Origin of the sequence: Chitinophaga arvensicola (assembly GCF_900110835.1) — a bacterium.
Lineage (GTDB): Bacteria > Bacteroidota > Bacteroidia > Chitinophagales > Chitinophagaceae > Chitinophaga > Chitinophaga arvensicola.
In genome coordinates this window covers 3,431,856-3,449,455 of the sequence record NZ_FOJG01000001.1, presented here as the reverse complement: position 1 = coordinate 3,449,455, position 17,600 = coordinate 3,431,856, and the positions used below count along the sequence as shown (strand labels likewise).

General features: G+C 48.9%; 10 protein-coding genes. 3 read left to right on the top strand and 7 right to left on the bottom strand.

The features are described 5' to 3' along the window. The first annotated feature begins 51 nt into the window (after positions 1–51). Positions 52–2,322 (top strand): S41 family peptidase, encoded by a 2,271-nt coding sequence (locus BMW79_RS14330; protein ID WP_177192169.1) that lies wholly within the window; start codon positions 52–54, stop codon positions 2,320–2,322. Between the two features lie 3 nt (positions 2,323–2,325). Here BMW79_RS14330 and BMW79_RS14325 read toward each other — a convergent pair whose 3' ends face one another. Then, entirely contained in the window at positions 2,326–4,470 is a 2,145-nt protein-coding gene (locus BMW79_RS14325) for a S9 family peptidase (protein ID WP_089895848.1), read from the bottom strand. Between the two features lie 565 nt (positions 4,471–5,035). Between BMW79_RS14325 and BMW79_RS14320 the strand changes: the two genes are divergently transcribed. Continuing rightward, entirely contained in the window at positions 5,036–8,068 is a 3,033-nt protein-coding gene (locus BMW79_RS14320) for a SusC/RagA family TonB-linked outer membrane protein (protein WP_177192168.1), read from the top strand. 26 nt (positions 8,069–8,094) lie between these two features. Further along, positions 8,095–9,564: a RagB/SusD family nutrient uptake outer membrane protein gene (locus BMW79_RS14315; protein ID WP_089895844.1), complete on the top strand. Its 1,470-nt coding sequence runs from the start codon at positions 8,095–8,097 to the stop codon at positions 9,562–9,564. A gap of 76 nt (positions 9,565–9,640) precedes the next feature. Here the strand turns inward: BMW79_RS14315 and BMW79_RS14310 are convergent, their stop codons facing one another. From BMW79_RS14310 to BMW79_RS14285, 6 genes are all read right to left on the bottom strand, one after another. Further along, positions 9,641–10,792, bottom strand: coding sequence for an aldose epimerase family protein (locus BMW79_RS14310; RefSeq protein ID WP_089895842.1), 1,152 nt, complete (start codon positions 10,790–10,792; stop codon positions 9,641–9,643). A gap of 157 nt (positions 10,793–10,949) precedes the next feature. Beyond that, positions 10,950–11,669 carry an NUDIX hydrolase gene (locus tag BMW79_RS14305; protein ID WP_089895841.1) on the bottom strand — a complete coding sequence of 240 codons (720 nt, stop codon included), beginning with the start codon at positions 11,667–11,669 and terminating at the stop codon, positions 10,950–10,952. Between the two features lie 190 nt (positions 11,670–11,859). Continuing rightward, positions 11,860–13,338 (bottom strand): L-arabinose isomerase, encoded by a 1,479-nt coding sequence (gene araA, locus BMW79_RS14300; protein WP_089895838.1) that lies wholly within the window; start codon positions 13,336–13,338, stop codon positions 11,860–11,862. A 10-nt stretch (positions 13,339–13,348) separates the two neighbouring features. After that, complete coding sequence (araD, locus tag BMW79_RS14295) at positions 13,349–14,047, bottom strand: L-ribulose-5-phosphate 4-epimerase AraD (protein WP_089895836.1); 699 nt, start codon at positions 14,045–14,047, stop codon at positions 13,349–13,351. 6 nt (positions 14,048–14,053) lie between these two features. After that, positions 14,054–15,727 (bottom strand): ribulokinase, encoded by a 1,674-nt coding sequence (locus BMW79_RS14290; protein ID WP_089895834.1) that lies wholly within the window; start codon positions 15,725–15,727, stop codon positions 14,054–14,056. A 277-nt stretch (positions 15,728–16,004) separates the two neighbouring features. After that, positions 16,005–17,555: an alpha-N-arabinofuranosidase gene (locus BMW79_RS14285; protein ID WP_089895832.1), complete on the bottom strand. Its 1,551-nt coding sequence runs from the start codon at positions 17,553–17,555 to the stop codon at positions 16,005–16,007. Between the last annotated feature and the right edge of the window lie 45 nt (positions 17,556–17,600).

The window sequence follows — 17,600 nt, the reverse complement described above, 5'->3', positions numbered from 1 at the left end:
TTACCTATCTTCCTGTTGTCTTTATTACCACATGATAAACTGATGCTTTCTATGTCTTATATCCACGGCCTGTGTGTTGTACTGTTTCTAACCTTAACGGGTACACTCAGCGCCCAGTATAAATGGCAACCACTTACCCAGAACAGTTCAGTTACTACAATAGCTGATGGTACGCTGCAATTACAATTACAGAAAAGTGATGCGCCGGCTGTAGTGATATTATCGAATACCTTCCCTGCACTGAAGGGGCAGCATTCGCTGGCAGTGACCTTCAAAATAAAACTATCGGGTTTCAAGGGCAGGTTTTCGGCAGAAAGTTATCCCAAAGATGCAGATAGCTCCACCATATACCTGGGGATGCTCCGCTATGCGGGACAATCGCTTCCCACAAAAAACGAAGTATGGGAAACCCGTACCATCACCTTTGCGTCTGATGCAACTTTTAATTACCGGTCCTATCTGCTGATGGGTTGTAAAAGCGTTACCTACAACATTGCCTTTCAGGGCACCGGCTCCGTATTCTTAAAAGACATTACTTTACTCGTAGATGGAAAGCCGGCCAATTTTACGGATACGCTGCCGGTTTATCCGGCCGATAAGGATCATGCTTTTGATCATGGTTCCGGCTTCAGTAGTTTGCCCATTGCCGATAGCCTGGTATTAGACCATTTAACCACTTTAGGGAAAATATGGGGATTTCTGAAGTTCTATTACCCGGTAGTCAACACCGGTAACTACCAATGGGACTATGAACTTTTTCGTATACTCCCATCCGTTATATCCGCCAAAAATACGGTCGCCGCCAACCAGGTGTTTTTAAACTGGGTACAATCGTATGGACCTGTTCCCCGGACGACACCTTTTCTCATTGACAGTACAGATGTAAAGCAGTTCCCGGATCTGGACTGGATCCGGCCGGAGTTGCTGGGCGACAGTCTTGCCCTTGCACTCCGGCATATCGTGTATATAAAGCGTCCCCGCTCCAATTATTACATTACATACAATGCCGCATTACCCGATACCACCTTGTTACTGTACGCGCATGAGCGTTCCTATCCCCAGATGACGTACCCCAATGTACCTGACGCAGGATTCCGTTATCTTACTGCGCTCCGGTTCTGGAACCAGGTACAATACTTTCATGCCTATCGCACTTTAATACCGGGATACTGGGGGGAGGAGCTGAAAACATTGATTAAAAGATTCGTGGAAGCGGAAGATCTGTCCAATTTGTACGCTGCGCATCTGCAATCCTATGCATCCTTGAAAACAAGTCATGCCACGCTGAACGTCATGGACAACCCTTACCTGTTGCAGGTTTATTTTGCCATATTTGGCAGTAAACATGCGCCGTTCCGGGTCAGGATCATTGATCAGCAGGCAGTGGTAGAAAAGGTTTTTACATTGAATAAGCAGCTGCCTGATTTACAGCCCGGTGATATTATTGAGCAGATCAATGACATGCCTTTTGCGGACTACTATAGCTACTTCCGTTCCTATATACCGGCGTCCAATACTGCGGCCACCAACCGGGGCATTGCAGAGATGCTCACCGGCACCAATGATAACCATATCAACTACCGGGTAAACAGGAACGGGCATATTTTCACGGTAGCAATCACTGATTTTTTTGAGGGAGAAGCGGGCCTGGAAGAGTACATGAATCATCTGTCCAGGCAGGAAGGCCTGCCGGGAGATTATGTCTCCCTGAAAAATAATATAGTGTATATCAACGTAGCGAACATGAGTTCACAACGCGACATTTTTAAAAAATATGCAAAAAACATATTGGGCGCCAAAGGTGTGATCATAGATCTGAGAGGTTATTCTTTTGATGATGCACTTTATGACGATACTTATTTTTATCCGCATCGCGTGCCTTACTGGCGGCAAAGCCATCCCGATCTGACCATGCCGGGTTTGTTCCGTATGAACGCAGGTGATAGTTGTGGCAAAGAAAACCCGGATTACTACAAAGGGAAACTAGTGGTACTCGTTAATGAGCGGACGCAGAGTAAAACGGAGTCGTATGCCATTTCCCTGCAGCAGGCGCCGGATGTTACGGTTATCGGCAGCACTACTGCCGGGGCAGATGGTTGTTCGCTGCCACCTGTCAGCCTACCGGGCAATATGCAGGTATTCATGGAATTCAGCGGTATCTATTATTTACCCGATGGCGCCCGGACCGTACAACAGACCGGTATTGTCCCGGATATTTATATAGCGCCCACCATAGAGGGCATCAAAGCCGGGAAGGATGAACAGTTGGAAAAGGCCATTGAGTTCCTGCATAATGCGCCGGTAAAACGTCCGCGTACCTGACGATCACCAGGAGCCTTGTTCTTCATTTGTATTTCTATCCGGGGCATCGGTATGCAATAAGTTTTTAACGAAGAAATCGGCGCGTCTGAGGCGGCCGTAGGCACCTCCATCGCTGTGTCCTACACCGGGCAGCGGGAGGAACTCGAAAGTCTTGTTATTTTTAATCAATGCGTTGATGACACGGTAGGTCGATTCCGGTGGCACATTTGTATCGGCCTCTCCTACTATCAGCAGCAGTTGCCCCTGTAGCTTCCCGGCGTTCGTTACATTGGACTGTTCCTCATAATGCTTACCCACAGGGTAGCCCATCCATTGTTCATTCCACCATTGTTTATCCATACGGTTATCATGACAACCGCAGGAGGCCACGGCGGCCTTATAGAATTCCGGGTGAAAGAGGAGTCCGCCGAGTGCATTTTGTCCGCCGGCGGAAGTACCATATATCCCCACCCGTGTAGTATCCACAAACGGATATTTACCGGCCAGTGCTTTGATCCACAGAATGCGGTCGGGGAAACCTGCATCAGCAAGGTTTTTCCAGCACACATCATGAAAAGACTTTGAACGGTTGGCCGTACCCATGCCGTCGATCTGTACCACTATAAAACCCAGGTCGGCCAGGCGCTGCATATCATTGTAGTAGCTCATGAAACTTTTTGGGACAAAAGCATCATGCGGTCCGGCATAGATATTTTCCACTACGGGATAGCTTTGGGTAGAATCGTAATCGCCGGGACGGCACATGATCCCCCAGATATCGGTTGTACCATCGCGGCCTTTGGCGTGGAACGGTATAGGAAATGGAACACCGGTGGCCTGCCATCCGCTGATGTCTGCTTTCTCCAGCAGGGCTATCCGCCTTCCATCTGCGGTGCGCCGCAGTTCATTTACCGGGGGCACGTTTACCTGTGAATATTTATCTATATAGTATTTTTTTTCGGGAGAGAAAAATACCTGGTGGTTACCGGCGGCCGGAGTGAGGTCCAGCAGCTTCTTTCCGCTGAAATCTGCCCGGTAGTAATGAATAAAGTAGGGATCTTCTCCGGGGTTCCTGCCACTGGCCCGGAACCAGATCTCTCTTTTTTGAACATCTATACTGTCGATATTTCTCACCACCCACTCCCCTTTTGTTACCTGGTTTTTGATCTGCCCGGTGAGGGTATTGAGGAGATAGATATGCCGCCAGCCGTCTCTTTCCGAGGTCCAAACTAGTTCATTGGTTTCCGGTAGATAGTGGGTATATATCCTGGATTCGTAGAGAAAGGTGGCGGCTTGTTCATCAAGTAAGGTGCGGGTATTACCGTTCATCGCATCTACTTCGATGATGCGGAAGCGCTGGTTACCACGGTCGGCTTTTTCATAGCAGAAGTAACGCGGGTTTTTATGACGCCAGTGCAACACCGGGGCATCAAAGTAATCGATGACAGGCGTATTTACTTTGGTGGTAGTTTTACCTGCCAGTGTAAAGAGATACATTTCATACGAGGTAAAAGGATCTCCCGGCTGTTTATAGGGTTGTGAGTGCAGCTGCCCGCGTGTAGTACCGGCAACATCGGTCTGGATGTAATATACCGCCGGATCTTCCACGGGATGGATGCGGTATCCCACTACGTATTTACTATCCGGCGACCAGGCCAGTGCGCTGTAATAATCCCCCTTTTCATTCCCATCTGTGGTAAACGGCAGCAGCGTACCATCGATGAGGGAGCGCAGATATACATTCCCGTGGATGGTGGTCGCCACCCATTTCTTATCCGGAGATATGCTGTCGGAAGAAAATCCTTCCCAACGACCGGGTTCCCGCTGACGGACGGGATTGGGCGCTACACTTTCCCGGGCAAGCATAGACAACTGACCTGTATCCGTCACCACGGTCTTTTTCCCCGTTGCTGCATTTACATGGTACACCGTATGACTGCTGTCTTTCCCGGTAATCGTGTACCAGAAAGAAGCATCTCCGGGTAACCAGCTGGCATCTACATTATGACGGGAAATGGTTTTTCGCGTAAGGCTATCCAGTAACTGTACTTTTTTATATCGGTGTACTATTTCAGCATGGTTGGGCAGATAAGGTCTTTGTTGGGCAAACAACCCTGTGGAAAGGATGTTCCAGAGTATAATAGTCAGCAGATATTTCCCGTAATTCATAAGCAGGCAACAGATATTCGTTTAAAAATACGATCCTCCCGGAGGATTTGCCAACTTTTTCCGAAACCGATTTCGTAAGGTGTACACTGCTCATTGTTAACCAACAATTAATCTATCATCCTGCCATGCGAAAAAACTATACTTGTACATTTGCAAAATTCATTATCTTTCTGGTCAAGTGTTATGAAAACGAAATGAGTGCCTCCAATTGAACGGTGTAATGTAGTCGAGGTAAGCATTGCGGGCCATCCGTGTAACCGATGTTATGTAGAAATACCAGATCGATATTCCAGACAATTATTTAGAACATGCCATATCAGATCATGTGAAAGACCAACGTTTTTTCATCTCTTTTTTGGAACCCGGTGAATTAAAATGAAAATTTTACCTACAACAGTTAAATATGCAATAACGATTTAGCAAACATTATTTCATCACAACCAAAAACGAACAGCAACAACAAAAGATATATTGGCCGTATATCTGTTCCATTCAGGTTTCTATCACATTCACGTCTTATTCATTAATTATGAGGTACTCATTCACTGGAAAATTATGCTTTCTGATGGTCTTTCTATGCGCAGCCACCAGTGCGGCGCTAGCTCAAAAGACCCTCACCGGAAAAGTTACCGGAGCGGCAGACGGCACTGGTCTGCCTGGCGTAAACGTTACCATACCAGGCACCAACAGCGGCGCCAGCACCGATATCAAAGGAAACTACACCCTTTCTTTACCCGCAGGTGCTAAATCGGTTTTGTTCTCTTTTATCGGCTATGAACCGCAATCGATTACCATAGGCGACAAAACAGTGATCAACGTATCCTTGTCGGCCACCAGCAAAGGGTTGGGCGAAGTAGTTGTGGTAGGTTACGGTGTACAGAGCCGCCGCGATGTGACAGGCACCATCGCTTCCGTAAAAGGGTCCGATATTAAAAACCTCCCCGTATCCGATGCCGCGCAAGCCATCCAGGGCCGCGTAACAGGTGTGGACATCGTACGCTCAGACGCATCCCCCGGCAGCACGCCATCCATCCGCATCCGTGGTACCGGTACCATCAATAATGCAGAACCACTGGTTATTATTGATGGCGTTCCCGCCGGTGGCCTGGCAGACGTGAGTCCGAATGACATTGCCTCCATGGAAATACTCAAAGACGCCTCCTCTTCGGCCATCTATGGTACGCGTGCAGCCAATGGCGTGGTCATCATCACCACCAAAAAAGGAAACTATGGCGAAAAGCTGAAAACATCTGTGAATATTTACCGGGGTATGTCCAATACCATCCGTTATATTCCACTGCTCACCGCCCCCGATCTCGTGAAACTGAAACAGGAACGTTATACCAACGATGGAGTAGCCATAGAGCCTATCTGGCAGGACCCGTACTATGCCACCCAGCGTACCGACTGGCAGCGCGCTCTCCTGCGCTCCGGCGACGTCACCAACGCCGATGTGAGTCTGCGTGGTGGTAACAACAGCTCCAACTACATGCTCAGCGCCGGCTACTACAATGAAAACGGCATCATCACCAACTCTTACTTCAAAAGATATTCCGTACGTATCAACTCAGAACATAAACTCGGCAAACGCGTGAAAGTGGGAGAAAATCTGCAGCTGACCTACAAACAAAACGCCGGACCAGATACCTACTCCTCCCAGACCGGTCTTATTTTCAGCGCCCTGCGCTTTAACCCGGCCATTCCCGTGCATAACCCGGACGGCAGCTATGGCAGCTCCAAAGCCAGTAATGAACTGGGAGATATCAATAACCCGGTGTATACCGCAGAAACAACAGATGCCTGGACTAAAACTTACCGCATGCTGGCCAGCGCCTATGCGGAAGTGGAAATTCTCGACGGACTTACCCTACGCGGTAACTACGGTTTCGATGGCAGCCTGGTAAATGGCTTTACTTTCAATCCAAAAGTACTGGACCAGACCAGGGCCCGCGACCACGCAGAACTGGTAAACCGTAACGAAAACTATAACAACCAGCTCGGTGAAATTTTCCTGACCTATAACAAGGTGCTCTCCCAGATACATCACATCACTGTTACCGGTGGTTATTCCCAGCAAACCTTCAATGGTTCCTGGAATCAGGCCGAACGCTGGGGCTTTAACGATGAGTCGAAAGACCAGCTGGTGTTGAGTAATGGTAACGATATCCACGATGCAAAAGGTAATTACTACAATGCCAATGCTATCGCTTCCGGCTTTGTAAGAGGTTTCTACGGCTTTAAAGACAAATACCTGCTCACGGTTACCTTCCGCGCAGATGGTTCCTCCCGCTTTGCTCCTGATCAGCGCTGGGGCTATTTCCCAGCCTTCTCCGCAGGCTGGCGCGTGTCTGACGAAACGTTCTTTAAAGACAACGTAAAAGCCATCAGTAACCTGAAAATCACCGGTGGCTGGGGACAACTCGGTAATCAGAACGTAACTGAATTCCAATACCTCGCACAGATCGATAAAGACCGCCGTTATAACTTCGGCGAAACAGGCTACACCGGCGTATGGAATTCAAGACTGTCGAATCCAGATATTACCTGGGAGAAAGCAGAAATGACAAACATCAGCCTGGAAGCAGGTTTCTTCGAAAACAGACTGAATACCACCATTACCTGGTTTAACAAAAATACCCGCGACATGCTGGTGCCAGCACCTGAAATGGACCTCCATGGCACCTCCGCCATTCCCGACCGTAACATCGGGCAGCTGAATAATAAAGGCTGGGAAATAGAAGTAGGCTACCAGGGCGGTAAAGACAAATTCCGTTATAATGTCAGTGCAAATGCTTCATTTATTAAAAATGAAGTAACAAAATTATACGACCCCTCTTCCTATATCGGCTCTACGCCTTACGGCAGACAGGGACAGGAAATTTCCCGCACCTATGTAGGCCAGCCGCTGGCATCTTACTATGGCTGGAAAACCGGTGGTATCTACCAGACGCAGGAAGAAATCAACAATGATCCGAACATCAGCAAAGATCCGAACAAAGAAAACATCAAACCCGGTGATGTGCGCTTCCTGGATACCAACGGCGATAATATTGTGAATGACAAAGACCGTGTAAACCTCGGCAGCCCGAATCCTAAAGTGGTATATGGTATCCAGGCCAGCGCCAGCTACAAAGGCTTTGACCTGAGTCTTTCGTTTGCAGGTGTAAGCGGCGTAAAACTCTACAACGCCGACAAAATGCAGGGCATGGATCCCAACTATCCCTATAACATGTATGCCGATGCGTTGAACCGCTGGCATGGCGCCGGTACCAGTAATTCTGTACCAAGAATGACCCTGGGCAATGCGAACCAGAACAACCGTGCCTCCGATCGTTTTGTAGAAAACGGCGATTACTTCTCCCTGAGAAATGCTTCCCTCGGCTATACGATCCCGTCGAAAGTATGGGGCCGCAGCGGTATTTCCGATATCCATGTGTATGTAGCCGGACAAAACCTGTTTATCCTTACCAACTATTCCGGTTTAACACCTATGCTGGGATATAACGGTACCGCAGATGGTAACAGACAACGTGGTGTAGACGTAGCTGCCTATCCACAGGCCAGGACCTTTACTTTTGGCGCTACGCTCAACTTTTAATTTACGGGAACCTTAAATCAACTACTATGCAACGGATCAAACATATATTAGTGCTCACGGCGTTACTCTTTGCCGGCTGTAAAAGCGTACTGGATGTACAACCCAAAGGGGTGTACAGCACCGGCAACTACTGGCGTAACCAGAGCGATGCCATCGACGGTGTAACCGGTATCTATAATGTATTACTCGAAGAAGATTATACCGGCTTCAACGAGTTTGTATTCGATAACTGCTCGGATGACCAGGTACGCGGCGGCGACCATGATTATGACGCTGTCATTGAAGACTTCACCTATGACGCCTCTACCTACAGTGTAAGAGTAGGCTGGAGATGGAAATATGAAACCATTAACCGCGCCAACAACGTACTGATCTACGTTCCCAAAATTGCGGGCATGGACGACGCCATCAAAAACCGTTGTCTTGGTGAAGCACATTTCTTCCGCGCATTCGCGTACTGGCGCCTTTTGCTCATCTATGGCGAGGCTCCGATGGTAACAGAAGATGATGTGATAAAATCTTTCTATAACAAACCTAAAGTAACGGCCGATCAACTGCGCGCCCAGATAGAAAGCGACCTGCTGGCAGCTGCCGACCAGTTGCCCGAAACCTACGACGATGCAAACAAAGGCCGCGTGAGCAAAGGTACTGCCTGGGGACTCCTATGCAAACTGTACATGAACTGGGAAAAACTCGATAAAGCCATCGAATTTGGCAGTAAGGTAGTCAGCAATGCCAACTATAAACTGGCGCCTAATTATGCCGACAACTTCAGCGTAGCCACCGGCAATAATTCAGAAATGCTGCTGGCAGTTCAAACAGTGGATGGCAACGGGTATTCCGACTTCATCACCTACCATGCCCCGCGCAACTGGAACGGATGGAGCTTCTTCTACCCTACCAAAGGACTGGTAGACGAATTTGAAACAGGCGATCCGCGTAAAAACATCTGCATCATGCAGCCCGGCGACCAGGTAAACATTGGTACCGGCATTGCTACCTATGAAGCATCCACATCCTGGAGCGGCTATCACTATAAAAAATTCTGTGCATGGAAACCCTCCGGTGGACTGGACTATTCACTTAAAACACCACTGATGCGTTCCGCAGATATTTACCTGCTGGTAGCAGAAGCCAAGATCCGCCTGAACGGGCCAGGCGCCGGTGATGCAGAAATCAGGGCCGTTCGCCAGCGTGCATCTGCCACCTTACCTGTTGTTACCAATGGCGGTATGAAAGAACTGATGCATGAGCGCAGGGTGGAGTTATGCGGTGAAAACGAGCGTCACCAGGACCTGTTGCGCTGGGACAAAGTGAAACTGGTAGATATTGCGGCCATCTACAACCAGCCTAAACGGGCGTATGATGGCACTGTGATCACCCGTGGTGGTGCCGCGCGTAAGTTTGCAAAGCCTAAGAACTATTACTTCCCGATGCCTCAGCAGGAAATCGACAGAAGTAAAGGTACCCTGGTGCAGAATCCGAACTTTCAATAACTGATCCATAAAAAAGCGAAGGGGATGTCTTTTAAAAGACATCCCCTTCGCTTTTTATATAATTCCTTCAACGATATTATTTCACGGAGAATTTGTACACCGTTGTCTGTGAAAATGTTTCACCTGGTTTCAGGATGGCTGATGGGAAAGAGGGCTGATTCGGAGAATCAGGGAAATGCTGTGTTTCCAGGCAAAGTGCCGCGTTCTGCACGTATTTCTGTCCATCGCGTGTATTCGTGAGCGTACCATCCAGGAAGTTACCGGTATAGAACTGGATACCTGGCTGGGTAGTGGCTACTTCCATCAAACGTCCGCTGGTAGGATCATACAGGGTAGCGATTGTTTCCAGTTCGCCTTCTTTTTTGTCGAGCACCCAGTTGTGATCATAACCACCTTTTACTTTACCGATATCAGCACCGATCTTCTTGGCAGTCGTGAAATCCATCGGTGTACCTTTTACCGGATCAAGTTTACCCGTAGGAATCAGCTTGTCATTTACCGGGGTAAATTTGCTGGCTTTCAGCGACAATTCATGGCCCAGGATGGTGCTGTCTTTCCCTGCAGAGAGGTTAAAGTAAGCGTGGTTGGTGAGGTTAACAGGCGTAGCCTTATCAGTGGTAGCTTTGTAACTGATATGAAGTGCATTGTCTGGAGTGAGGGTATATACCACAGTAGCCTGTAAATTACCGGGGTAACCTTCTTCTCCGTCTTTGCTGTTGTATACCAGTTGCAGACTGCTGTCGCCCGCAGGTGTAGCGGCCCATACCACTTTATCAAATCCTTTCAGACCGCCATGGAGCGTGTTGCCGTTATTGTTAGCGGCGAGTTTATATTCCTTGCCGTCCAGTGTAAATTTCGCGTTGGCGATACGGTTGGCGTACCGGCCTACGAGTGCACCAAAATAAGGTTGCCCTTTCTGCTGGTAGCCGGATAATGAATCATACGACAGCACAACATTGCCTTTCTGCCCCTGTTTATCAGGAGTGATGATATCCGTGATAGTGCCGCCATAGTTGAGGATCTTTACTTCCATTCCGTTGGCATTTTTCAGGGTGTATTGCAGTACTTCCTGACCGTCCGACTGCCCAAAGCTTTTTGGGCCGGCAGTTACAGCGGCTGTTGTGGAATCCTTACTTTCTTCTTTAGGGGCAGTATTGTTATTGCAGGAAGCCAGCAGGGTACCACCGGAGATCATAAGGGCGGTCAGCGCCTTTAAATTCATGTCCATAACGTATTTTGATATTAAGTGAAAAAGAGTCACTAAATATCGGGATAATCCGGCTAAAGTCAAATAATTTACAATTAAAAAAATTTAATTAGTGTCTTACAGGCAAATATTTGCGTCTTTTAAAACGGGTGATAGTCTCTAAAATGTGGTGATTTCCTTACAAACCACCATTGTGTTGCGTGGTATGTGGGTCGGGTACAAAATTCAGGAACGCATGAAAATTTGCGTGGTATTTTTTCCGGTCTATCTTATAGTAAAAAGCGCCTTTCCTGGAGCTGAGTTTATCTTTATCGGCCAGCTTTACCAATAGTTTGGTCGACAGCATTTTGCGGCTAAAATTACCTTTATCGAAAGATATGTTATAAACGGATTCGTACAGGTGCTGCAATTGGGGAATCGTAAATTTACCAGGCAGCAATTCCAGCAACAGTGGATGCAGGGCGGCTTTGTAGCGCAGCTTCTCCTTGGCCTGGTCTACCATCGCTTTATGATCAAAGATCAGTTCCGGGTGATGATTGATCGGAAACCATACGGCATGGAAATCTTCGTTCAATTGCTGTTTATATTTCTGGATATCAATCAGGGCAGTGTAGGCCACAGACACGGTTCGTTCTACCGTATCGCGGGAAGGGGAACTGAAGGTATGCAATTGTTCCATATAAATGCCATCAAGACCGCTGAGGTTCTTCAGTACACGTGCAGCGGCATCCTCTGCGCTTTCACTTTCCTGCACAAAACCACCCACCAGGCTCCACTGGCCTTTGCAGGGTTCAAATCCTCTTTGTATCAGCAGCAGTTTCATCTCCTGGCCATCAAATCCAAAAATGATACAATCTACGGCGAACAACAACCTGGTCTGCTGCGAATATCTTTTCATAAAAATAAATTAGTGCGTGAAAGTACAAAAACAACTGATGATTATCGGGATAATTAACATCAACGTGGTTATCCACCCCGATAATCGTCATATTGACAAGTTACTGCAAGCAGCTGTCAGCACCATTATTTAATCAGGGCATGTGCCCGTCTTATCCAGTATCGCTGTTGCGCAGACCTTAAAGATAGCGCTACTTATAGCTGACATCGTTCCAGCGGAGTTCATTACGGAATTCACGCAGATCTGTATCCCTGCCAATGAGTGCCAGTTCTATACCAGCCATCTCCGCGAAGTCCTGCATATGGGTGGCGTTCAGGTTCTGGCTGTAGCAGGTATGATGTGCGCCACCGGCCAGGATCCAGGCGGTGCAGCCCTTTTTCATGTCCGGGTAAGGCTTCCACAACACACGGGCTACCGGTAGCTTAGGGAGCGCCTGTGGCGGTTTCACAGCTTCTACCTCATTCACCAGCAAACGGAAGCGGTTACCCATATCTACCAGGGAGGCGTTGATAGCCGGTCCTGCAGCGGCATTGAATACCAGTCGTACCGGATCGGCCTTTCCGCCAATACCCAGCGGATGTTTTTCACAGGATGGTTTTCCTTCTGCGATAGATTCGCAGATCTCAAGCATATGCGAGCCCAGCACCATAGGATCAGCTGGATCGAAATGATAGGTATAATCTTCCATAAAGGAGTTGCCTCCGGGCAGTCCGCTGCCCATTACTTTCATAGCCCGTACCAGTGCAGCTGTTTTCCAATCACCTTCCCCCGCAAAACCGTAACCTGCGTTCATGAGGCGTTGCACGGCAATGCCCGGCAACTGAATCATGCCATGAAGGTCTTCAAAGGTATCTGAGAAGCCTTTAAAATGACCTGCTTCCAGGAATGCTTTCAAACCAAGTTCAATTCTGGCGGCATCTTTCAGCGCCACATCCTGCAGCAGGGCAGACGACATCGTATATGCGTCGGCGTATTCCCGCACCAGTGAAGTCACAGCAGCATCGGAGATACCATTGATCACTGCTACCAGATCTCCGATACCGTGGGTATTACAAGAGAAGCCAAGCGTGGATTCTGCGGCTACCTTATCACCGTCTGTTACTGCTACAAAGCGCATGTTGTCGCCGAAGCGGACAAAGCGCGCGCCCTGCCAGTCGTGCCATCCTGCGGCAACCCTGGCCCAGGCCCCGAGTTCCCGGAGCACTTCCGGATCCTGCCAGTGGCCGGTAATCACCTTCCGGTTGATGCGCATACGGCTCATCATAAATCCAAACTCACGGTCGCCATGGGCGCTCTGGTTCAGGTTCATGAAATCCATATCTATTTCGCTCCAGGGAATATCGCGGTTATATTGGGTATGCAGGTGGCAGATGGGTTTGGACAATGCTTTCAGTCCACGGATCCACATTTTTGCAGGCGAGAAAGTATGCATCCAGGTGATAATACCGATACAGTTGGGCGTAGCGTTCGCCTCCATACATACGGCATAAATTTCATCCGGTGTTTTTACGGTAGGTTTGTATACTACGGTAACGGGCATACGTGTATCGTGGTGTAGTGCGGCAGCAATCTCCTGGCTGTGAACAGCCACCTGCTGCAAGGTCTCTTCTCCGTACAGGTGCTGACTACCCGTTACAAACCAGATCTCGAAATTTTTCAGATGAATCATGTTGTTTGGTTTATTGCCCGTAATAGGAACCGGGACCATGTTTACGTTCAAAATGTTTTCTGATCAGCGCATCTTTGAGTCTTGGTGCGTTTCCGTTGATAGACTCCGTGAGATATGCCATTTGTGCCACCGATTCCAGGACGGCGCTGTTATACACTGCTTTAGCGGGCGTATGGCCCCAGGTGAAGGGCGCATGATTTCCCACGAGGATCATTTCTATGTCCTGGTAGGTGAGGCCTCTTTCCGTGAGCGTATTCATGATCTGGAAGCCCGTCTGGTATTCATAGTCCCCGGCAATCATGGTATCCGTCATGGGTGACGCGCAGGGAATATCTACCGTATTGTGATCGGCGTGGGTCGTGCCATAGATAGGAATATCGCGCTGGCTTTGTGCCCAGGCGGTAGCATAGGTAGAGTGGGTATGCACAATGCCGCCGATATGTTCCCAGTGCTTATACAGTACCGCATGGGTAAGTGTATCAGAGGAGGGACGTAATTCGCCATCAATCGTATGGCCATCGAAATCCACAACGACCATTTTTTCGGGCGACAATTCCGCATAAGGAACACCGCTCGGCTTGATGGCGAAAACTCCGAGTTGGCGATCGGCGGCGCTCACATTCCCGAAGGTAAACATGACCAGTCCCAGTGCGGGCAGTTGCATATTGGCTTCATATGCCGCCTGCCGGATATGTTGATACTGTTGCATACAATATTAATCGATGGTGAGCTTAGCGGTGAAGGCGCCCAGGGCTTTATACTTCCGGTACCTGTTTTCGTATATGCCTGCGCGGTGTATGTCCGGTTCATAGGTCACTTCAAAACCCTGCCCCATTGTTTCCATCGCGTCTTCCACGCGGGCAAATAATCCTGCTGCGGTGGCAGCAAACATGGCAGCACCCAGTGCGCAGGTTTGTTCAGAGCGGTGAATACGGATAGGCATGTTCATCACATCGGCCATCATCTGCATGATGAAGGCCGATTTTTTGGCGACACCACCGATACCGATCAGTCCTTTCACGGGCACACCTTCCCTTTCAAATCTCTCTACAATAGCTTTAGCGCCGAAGCAGGTCGATTCTGCCACAGTGCGGAAAATGCGGGGGGCGTCTGAGGCCAGGTTCAGGCCGGTGAGCGTGCCTTTGAGCGATTGGTCTGCATCCGGCGTACGGCGACCATTGAGCCAGTCGATGCTCAGTTCACTGTGTTCTTCCGGTGCAATTTGTGCCGCCTGCCTCGCCAGCTCGGTAAGAAGTCGGCCGGAAGTCTCCTTGCATAGTTTCTCAGCGGTTGCCGCATCGATGAGGGAGGAGGAAGGCAATAGTTGTTGTAACGGCCAGGCCAGTACGTTGCTGAACCAGGCATAGGCATCACCGAAAGCGGATTGTCCGGCCTCCATCCCCATCATCCCGGGAATAACGGAACCTGGCACCTGTCCGCAGATGCCTTTCACCAGTGTATGTTTCATTTCGTCCAGGGGAGCTACCAGCATATCACAGGTAGAAGTACCCATTACCTTGCTGAGATGATACGGCTCAATTTGTCCGCCTACGGCGCCCATATGCGCATCGAATGCGCCGATGCCGATCACCACGCTGGTGGGGAGCCCGAGCCGTTCTGCCCATTCGGGGCAAAGGTGGCCGGCGGCTTCTCCGGAAGTATAGGTCCGCGTAAAAAGTCGTTGTGTAAATCCCTTCAATAAAGGATCAATGGCAGTAAAGAAAGCGTCTGGTGGCAGGCCGCCAAATTCTTCGGCAAATAATGCCTTATGCCCGGCACTACAGATACCACGTTTCAATTCCCGGAGATGCTTTCCGCCACAGAGCAGGAAAGGAATCCAGTCGCAGTGCTCTACCCAGCTATAAGTGGCATTTCTAACGGCTTCGTCTGTACGAAGAATATGCAGCAATTTTGCCCAGAACCATTCCGACGAATAAATGCCCCCTACAAAGCGGAGGTAATTTTCTTCAAAAGTAGCGGCCGTAGCATTGATTTCAGCGGCTTCCTTCAAAGCGGTATGATCTTTCCACAACACAAACATCGCATTCGGATTATCCCGGAAACCGGGTGTGAGCGCCAATGGCGTACCGGTTTCATCTACTGCCACGGGTGTGGAGCCGGTGGTGTCTACAGAAATTGCCCTGATATGGGATGCTACCGTGGCACCCGCCTGTTGGAGACATTGCCGGATAGTAGTTTCCAGTCCTTCCACATAATCGTCCGGATGTTGCCGGAAGCGGCTTTGTGCAGCATTGCAATACAAACCGTCTTTCCAGCGGGGATAATAAAACACTGCCGAGGCCACTTCCTGCCCGTCTTTCACATCTACTATGATAGAACGCACGGAATCCGTGCCGTAGTCTACCCCTATTACGTAGGATGAATTCATATTTATTGTTATAATGACACTTATTTAAAAGCGTAAAAAAATTTATAATTTACTCACCTGCTTGTTTATCGTATATCAACTGCAGATGCCAGTACGTTTTATAAATGCGGGCGGCAGCGGGAAATCGTTGGCTTTCAAACTTGTGCGGCGAGCCGTTTTTCGTGAGGCAGCAGGAAGTCCTTGCCCTTCAAATACAGGCTGCTCCCGCTATTCGGGAGCCCGCCAAAGACCATTACTTTCTAAACGCAGGCAGTGTTGTTAAACAACGCCCCTTTCTTCATTTCAGTTCCAGCATGACTACCGAAAAAGGAGGCAGTTTCACACTGACTTTATTATTCTTCCATGTTGCTCCTTTGAAATCTACCGGTTTGATATAATCCGGTTTTTTAAAGCTGTTATAGTCCTGGAGTTTGGCCGATGCCAATATTTTACCACTGATGGATTTATATGCCTGGCTGCGGGTATCCAGCGTTACTTCCTGTGTTTTATGCGCATCGATATTTACCAGGGAGATGTGTGTCACACCATTTTTATCTTTGGAAGCAGATACCGAAACGGCCGGCAGCTGTTCGTTATTGAGCGTATAAGCATTGGAGTGAATATCTATCGGGATAAGGGTGGCCTCCTGATGTACGTTGTACATTTCCATCACGTAATAGGTAGGGGTTAGTATCATGGTGTCGCCTTTGGTAAGAATCACCGACTGCAACACATTGATGGCCTGGGCGAGGTTGGCCATACGCAGGCGGTCAGCGTGATTATTGAAGATATTGAGTGTGGCGCCGGCAATCATGGCATCGCGCATGGTATTTTGCTGGAAAAGGAACCCGGGATTCGTACCCCCTTCCACGTTATACCATCCACCCCATTCGTCTACCACAAGGGCCACTTTCTTTTGCGGATCATATTTATCCATGATCGCGGCGTGTTTACTGATCAGGGAATCGATCAGCAAGGCGGATTTCATGGTGAGAAAATATTGTTGTTCGGTGAAATCAACTGCATCACCCTTCTTTTCCCAGCTGATGATGGAGTAATGATGCAGGGCAATACCTTCCAGCAGGTGTTGCGGGATATTTTTCATGAGGGTTTCGGTCCAGTTGTAATCTGCGTCGCTGGCGCCGGAGGCGATTCTGAAGATGCGTTCATTTTTCCATTCACTGTTCATGAAAGTGGTAAACTTACGATAGAGATCAGCGTAATATTCCGGGCGCATATTTCCGCCGCATCCCCAGGCTTCGTTGCCGATGCCCCAGAAACGGACCTTCCACGGTTCGGCGCGACCATTCTGTTTGCGCAGATCAGACATCGGGCTGGTTCCCCGGAAGTTGGCATACTGGACCCAGTCAGCCAGTTCCTGAACCGTACCACTGCCCACATTTCCCGACAGATAAGGCTCAGCACCCAGCTCTTCGCACATGTTGAGAAAGTCGTGCGTACCGAAGCTGTTATTTTCTGTCACATTTCCCCACCAGGTGTTCACGATAGCCGGTCTTTTCTCTTTGGGACCGATGCCATCCTTCCAGTGATAGGTATCTGCAAAGCAACCGCCCGGCCAGCGCAGGTTGGGGATCTTCATTTTGCGTAGCGCGGCAATCACATCTTTCCGCACACCATTGGTATTCGGAAGATGGGAGGTATCTCCCACATAAAATCCTCCATAGATACAATTGCCAAGATGCTCTGCAAAATGTCCGTAGATATTGCGATTGATAGTCTGTGCAGGTGCGTCTGTACGGAAAGTAACCGTATTCTGCGCCTGCATTGCCTGCGTATATAATAACAGGCCGAGGATACCGGTAAGGATGTAACGAAATTGCTTTTTCATAACGAGGTTTTATAAATCCGGTGCAACAGGGCTGATTTTGCTGCA

Excerpts from the sequence above, each read along its gene's own strand:
- BMW79_RS14285 (WP_089895832.1), bottom strand. The coding sequence starts at position 17,555 with ATGAAAAAGCAATTTCGTTACATCCTTACCGGTATCCTCGGCCTGTTA.
- BMW79_RS14310 (WP_089895842.1), bottom strand. The coding sequence starts at position 10,792 with ATGGACATGAATTTAAAGGCGCTGACCGCCCTTATGATCTCCGGTGGT.
- BMW79_RS14325 (WP_089895848.1), bottom strand. The coding sequence starts at position 4,470 with ATGAATTACGGGAAATATCTGCTGACTATTATACTCTGGAACATCCTT.
- BMW79_RS14305 (WP_089895841.1), bottom strand. The coding sequence starts at position 11,669 with ATGAAAAGATATTCGCAGCAGACCAGGTTGTTGTTCGCCGTAGATTGT.
- BMW79_RS14315 (WP_089895844.1), top strand. The coding sequence starts at position 8,095 with ATGCAACGGATCAAACATATATTAGTGCTCACGGCGTTACTCTTTGCC.
- araA (WP_089895838.1), bottom strand. The coding sequence starts at position 13,338 with ATGATTCATCTGAAAAATTTCGAGATCTGGTTTGTAACGGGTAGTCAG.
- araD (WP_089895836.1), bottom strand. The coding sequence starts at position 14,047 with ATGCAACAGTATCAACATATCCGGCAGGCGGCATATGAAGCCAATATG.
- BMW79_RS14290 (WP_089895834.1), bottom strand. The coding sequence starts at position 15,727 with ATGAATTCATCCTACGTAATAGGGGTAGACTACGGCACGGATTCCGTG.
- BMW79_RS14330 (WP_177192169.1), top strand. The coding sequence starts at position 52 with ATGTCTTATATCCACGGCCTGTGTGTTGTACTGTTTCTAACCTTAACG.
- BMW79_RS14320 (WP_177192168.1), top strand. The coding sequence starts at position 5,036 with ATGGTCTTTCTATGCGCAGCCACCAGTGCGGCGCTAGCTCAAAAGACC.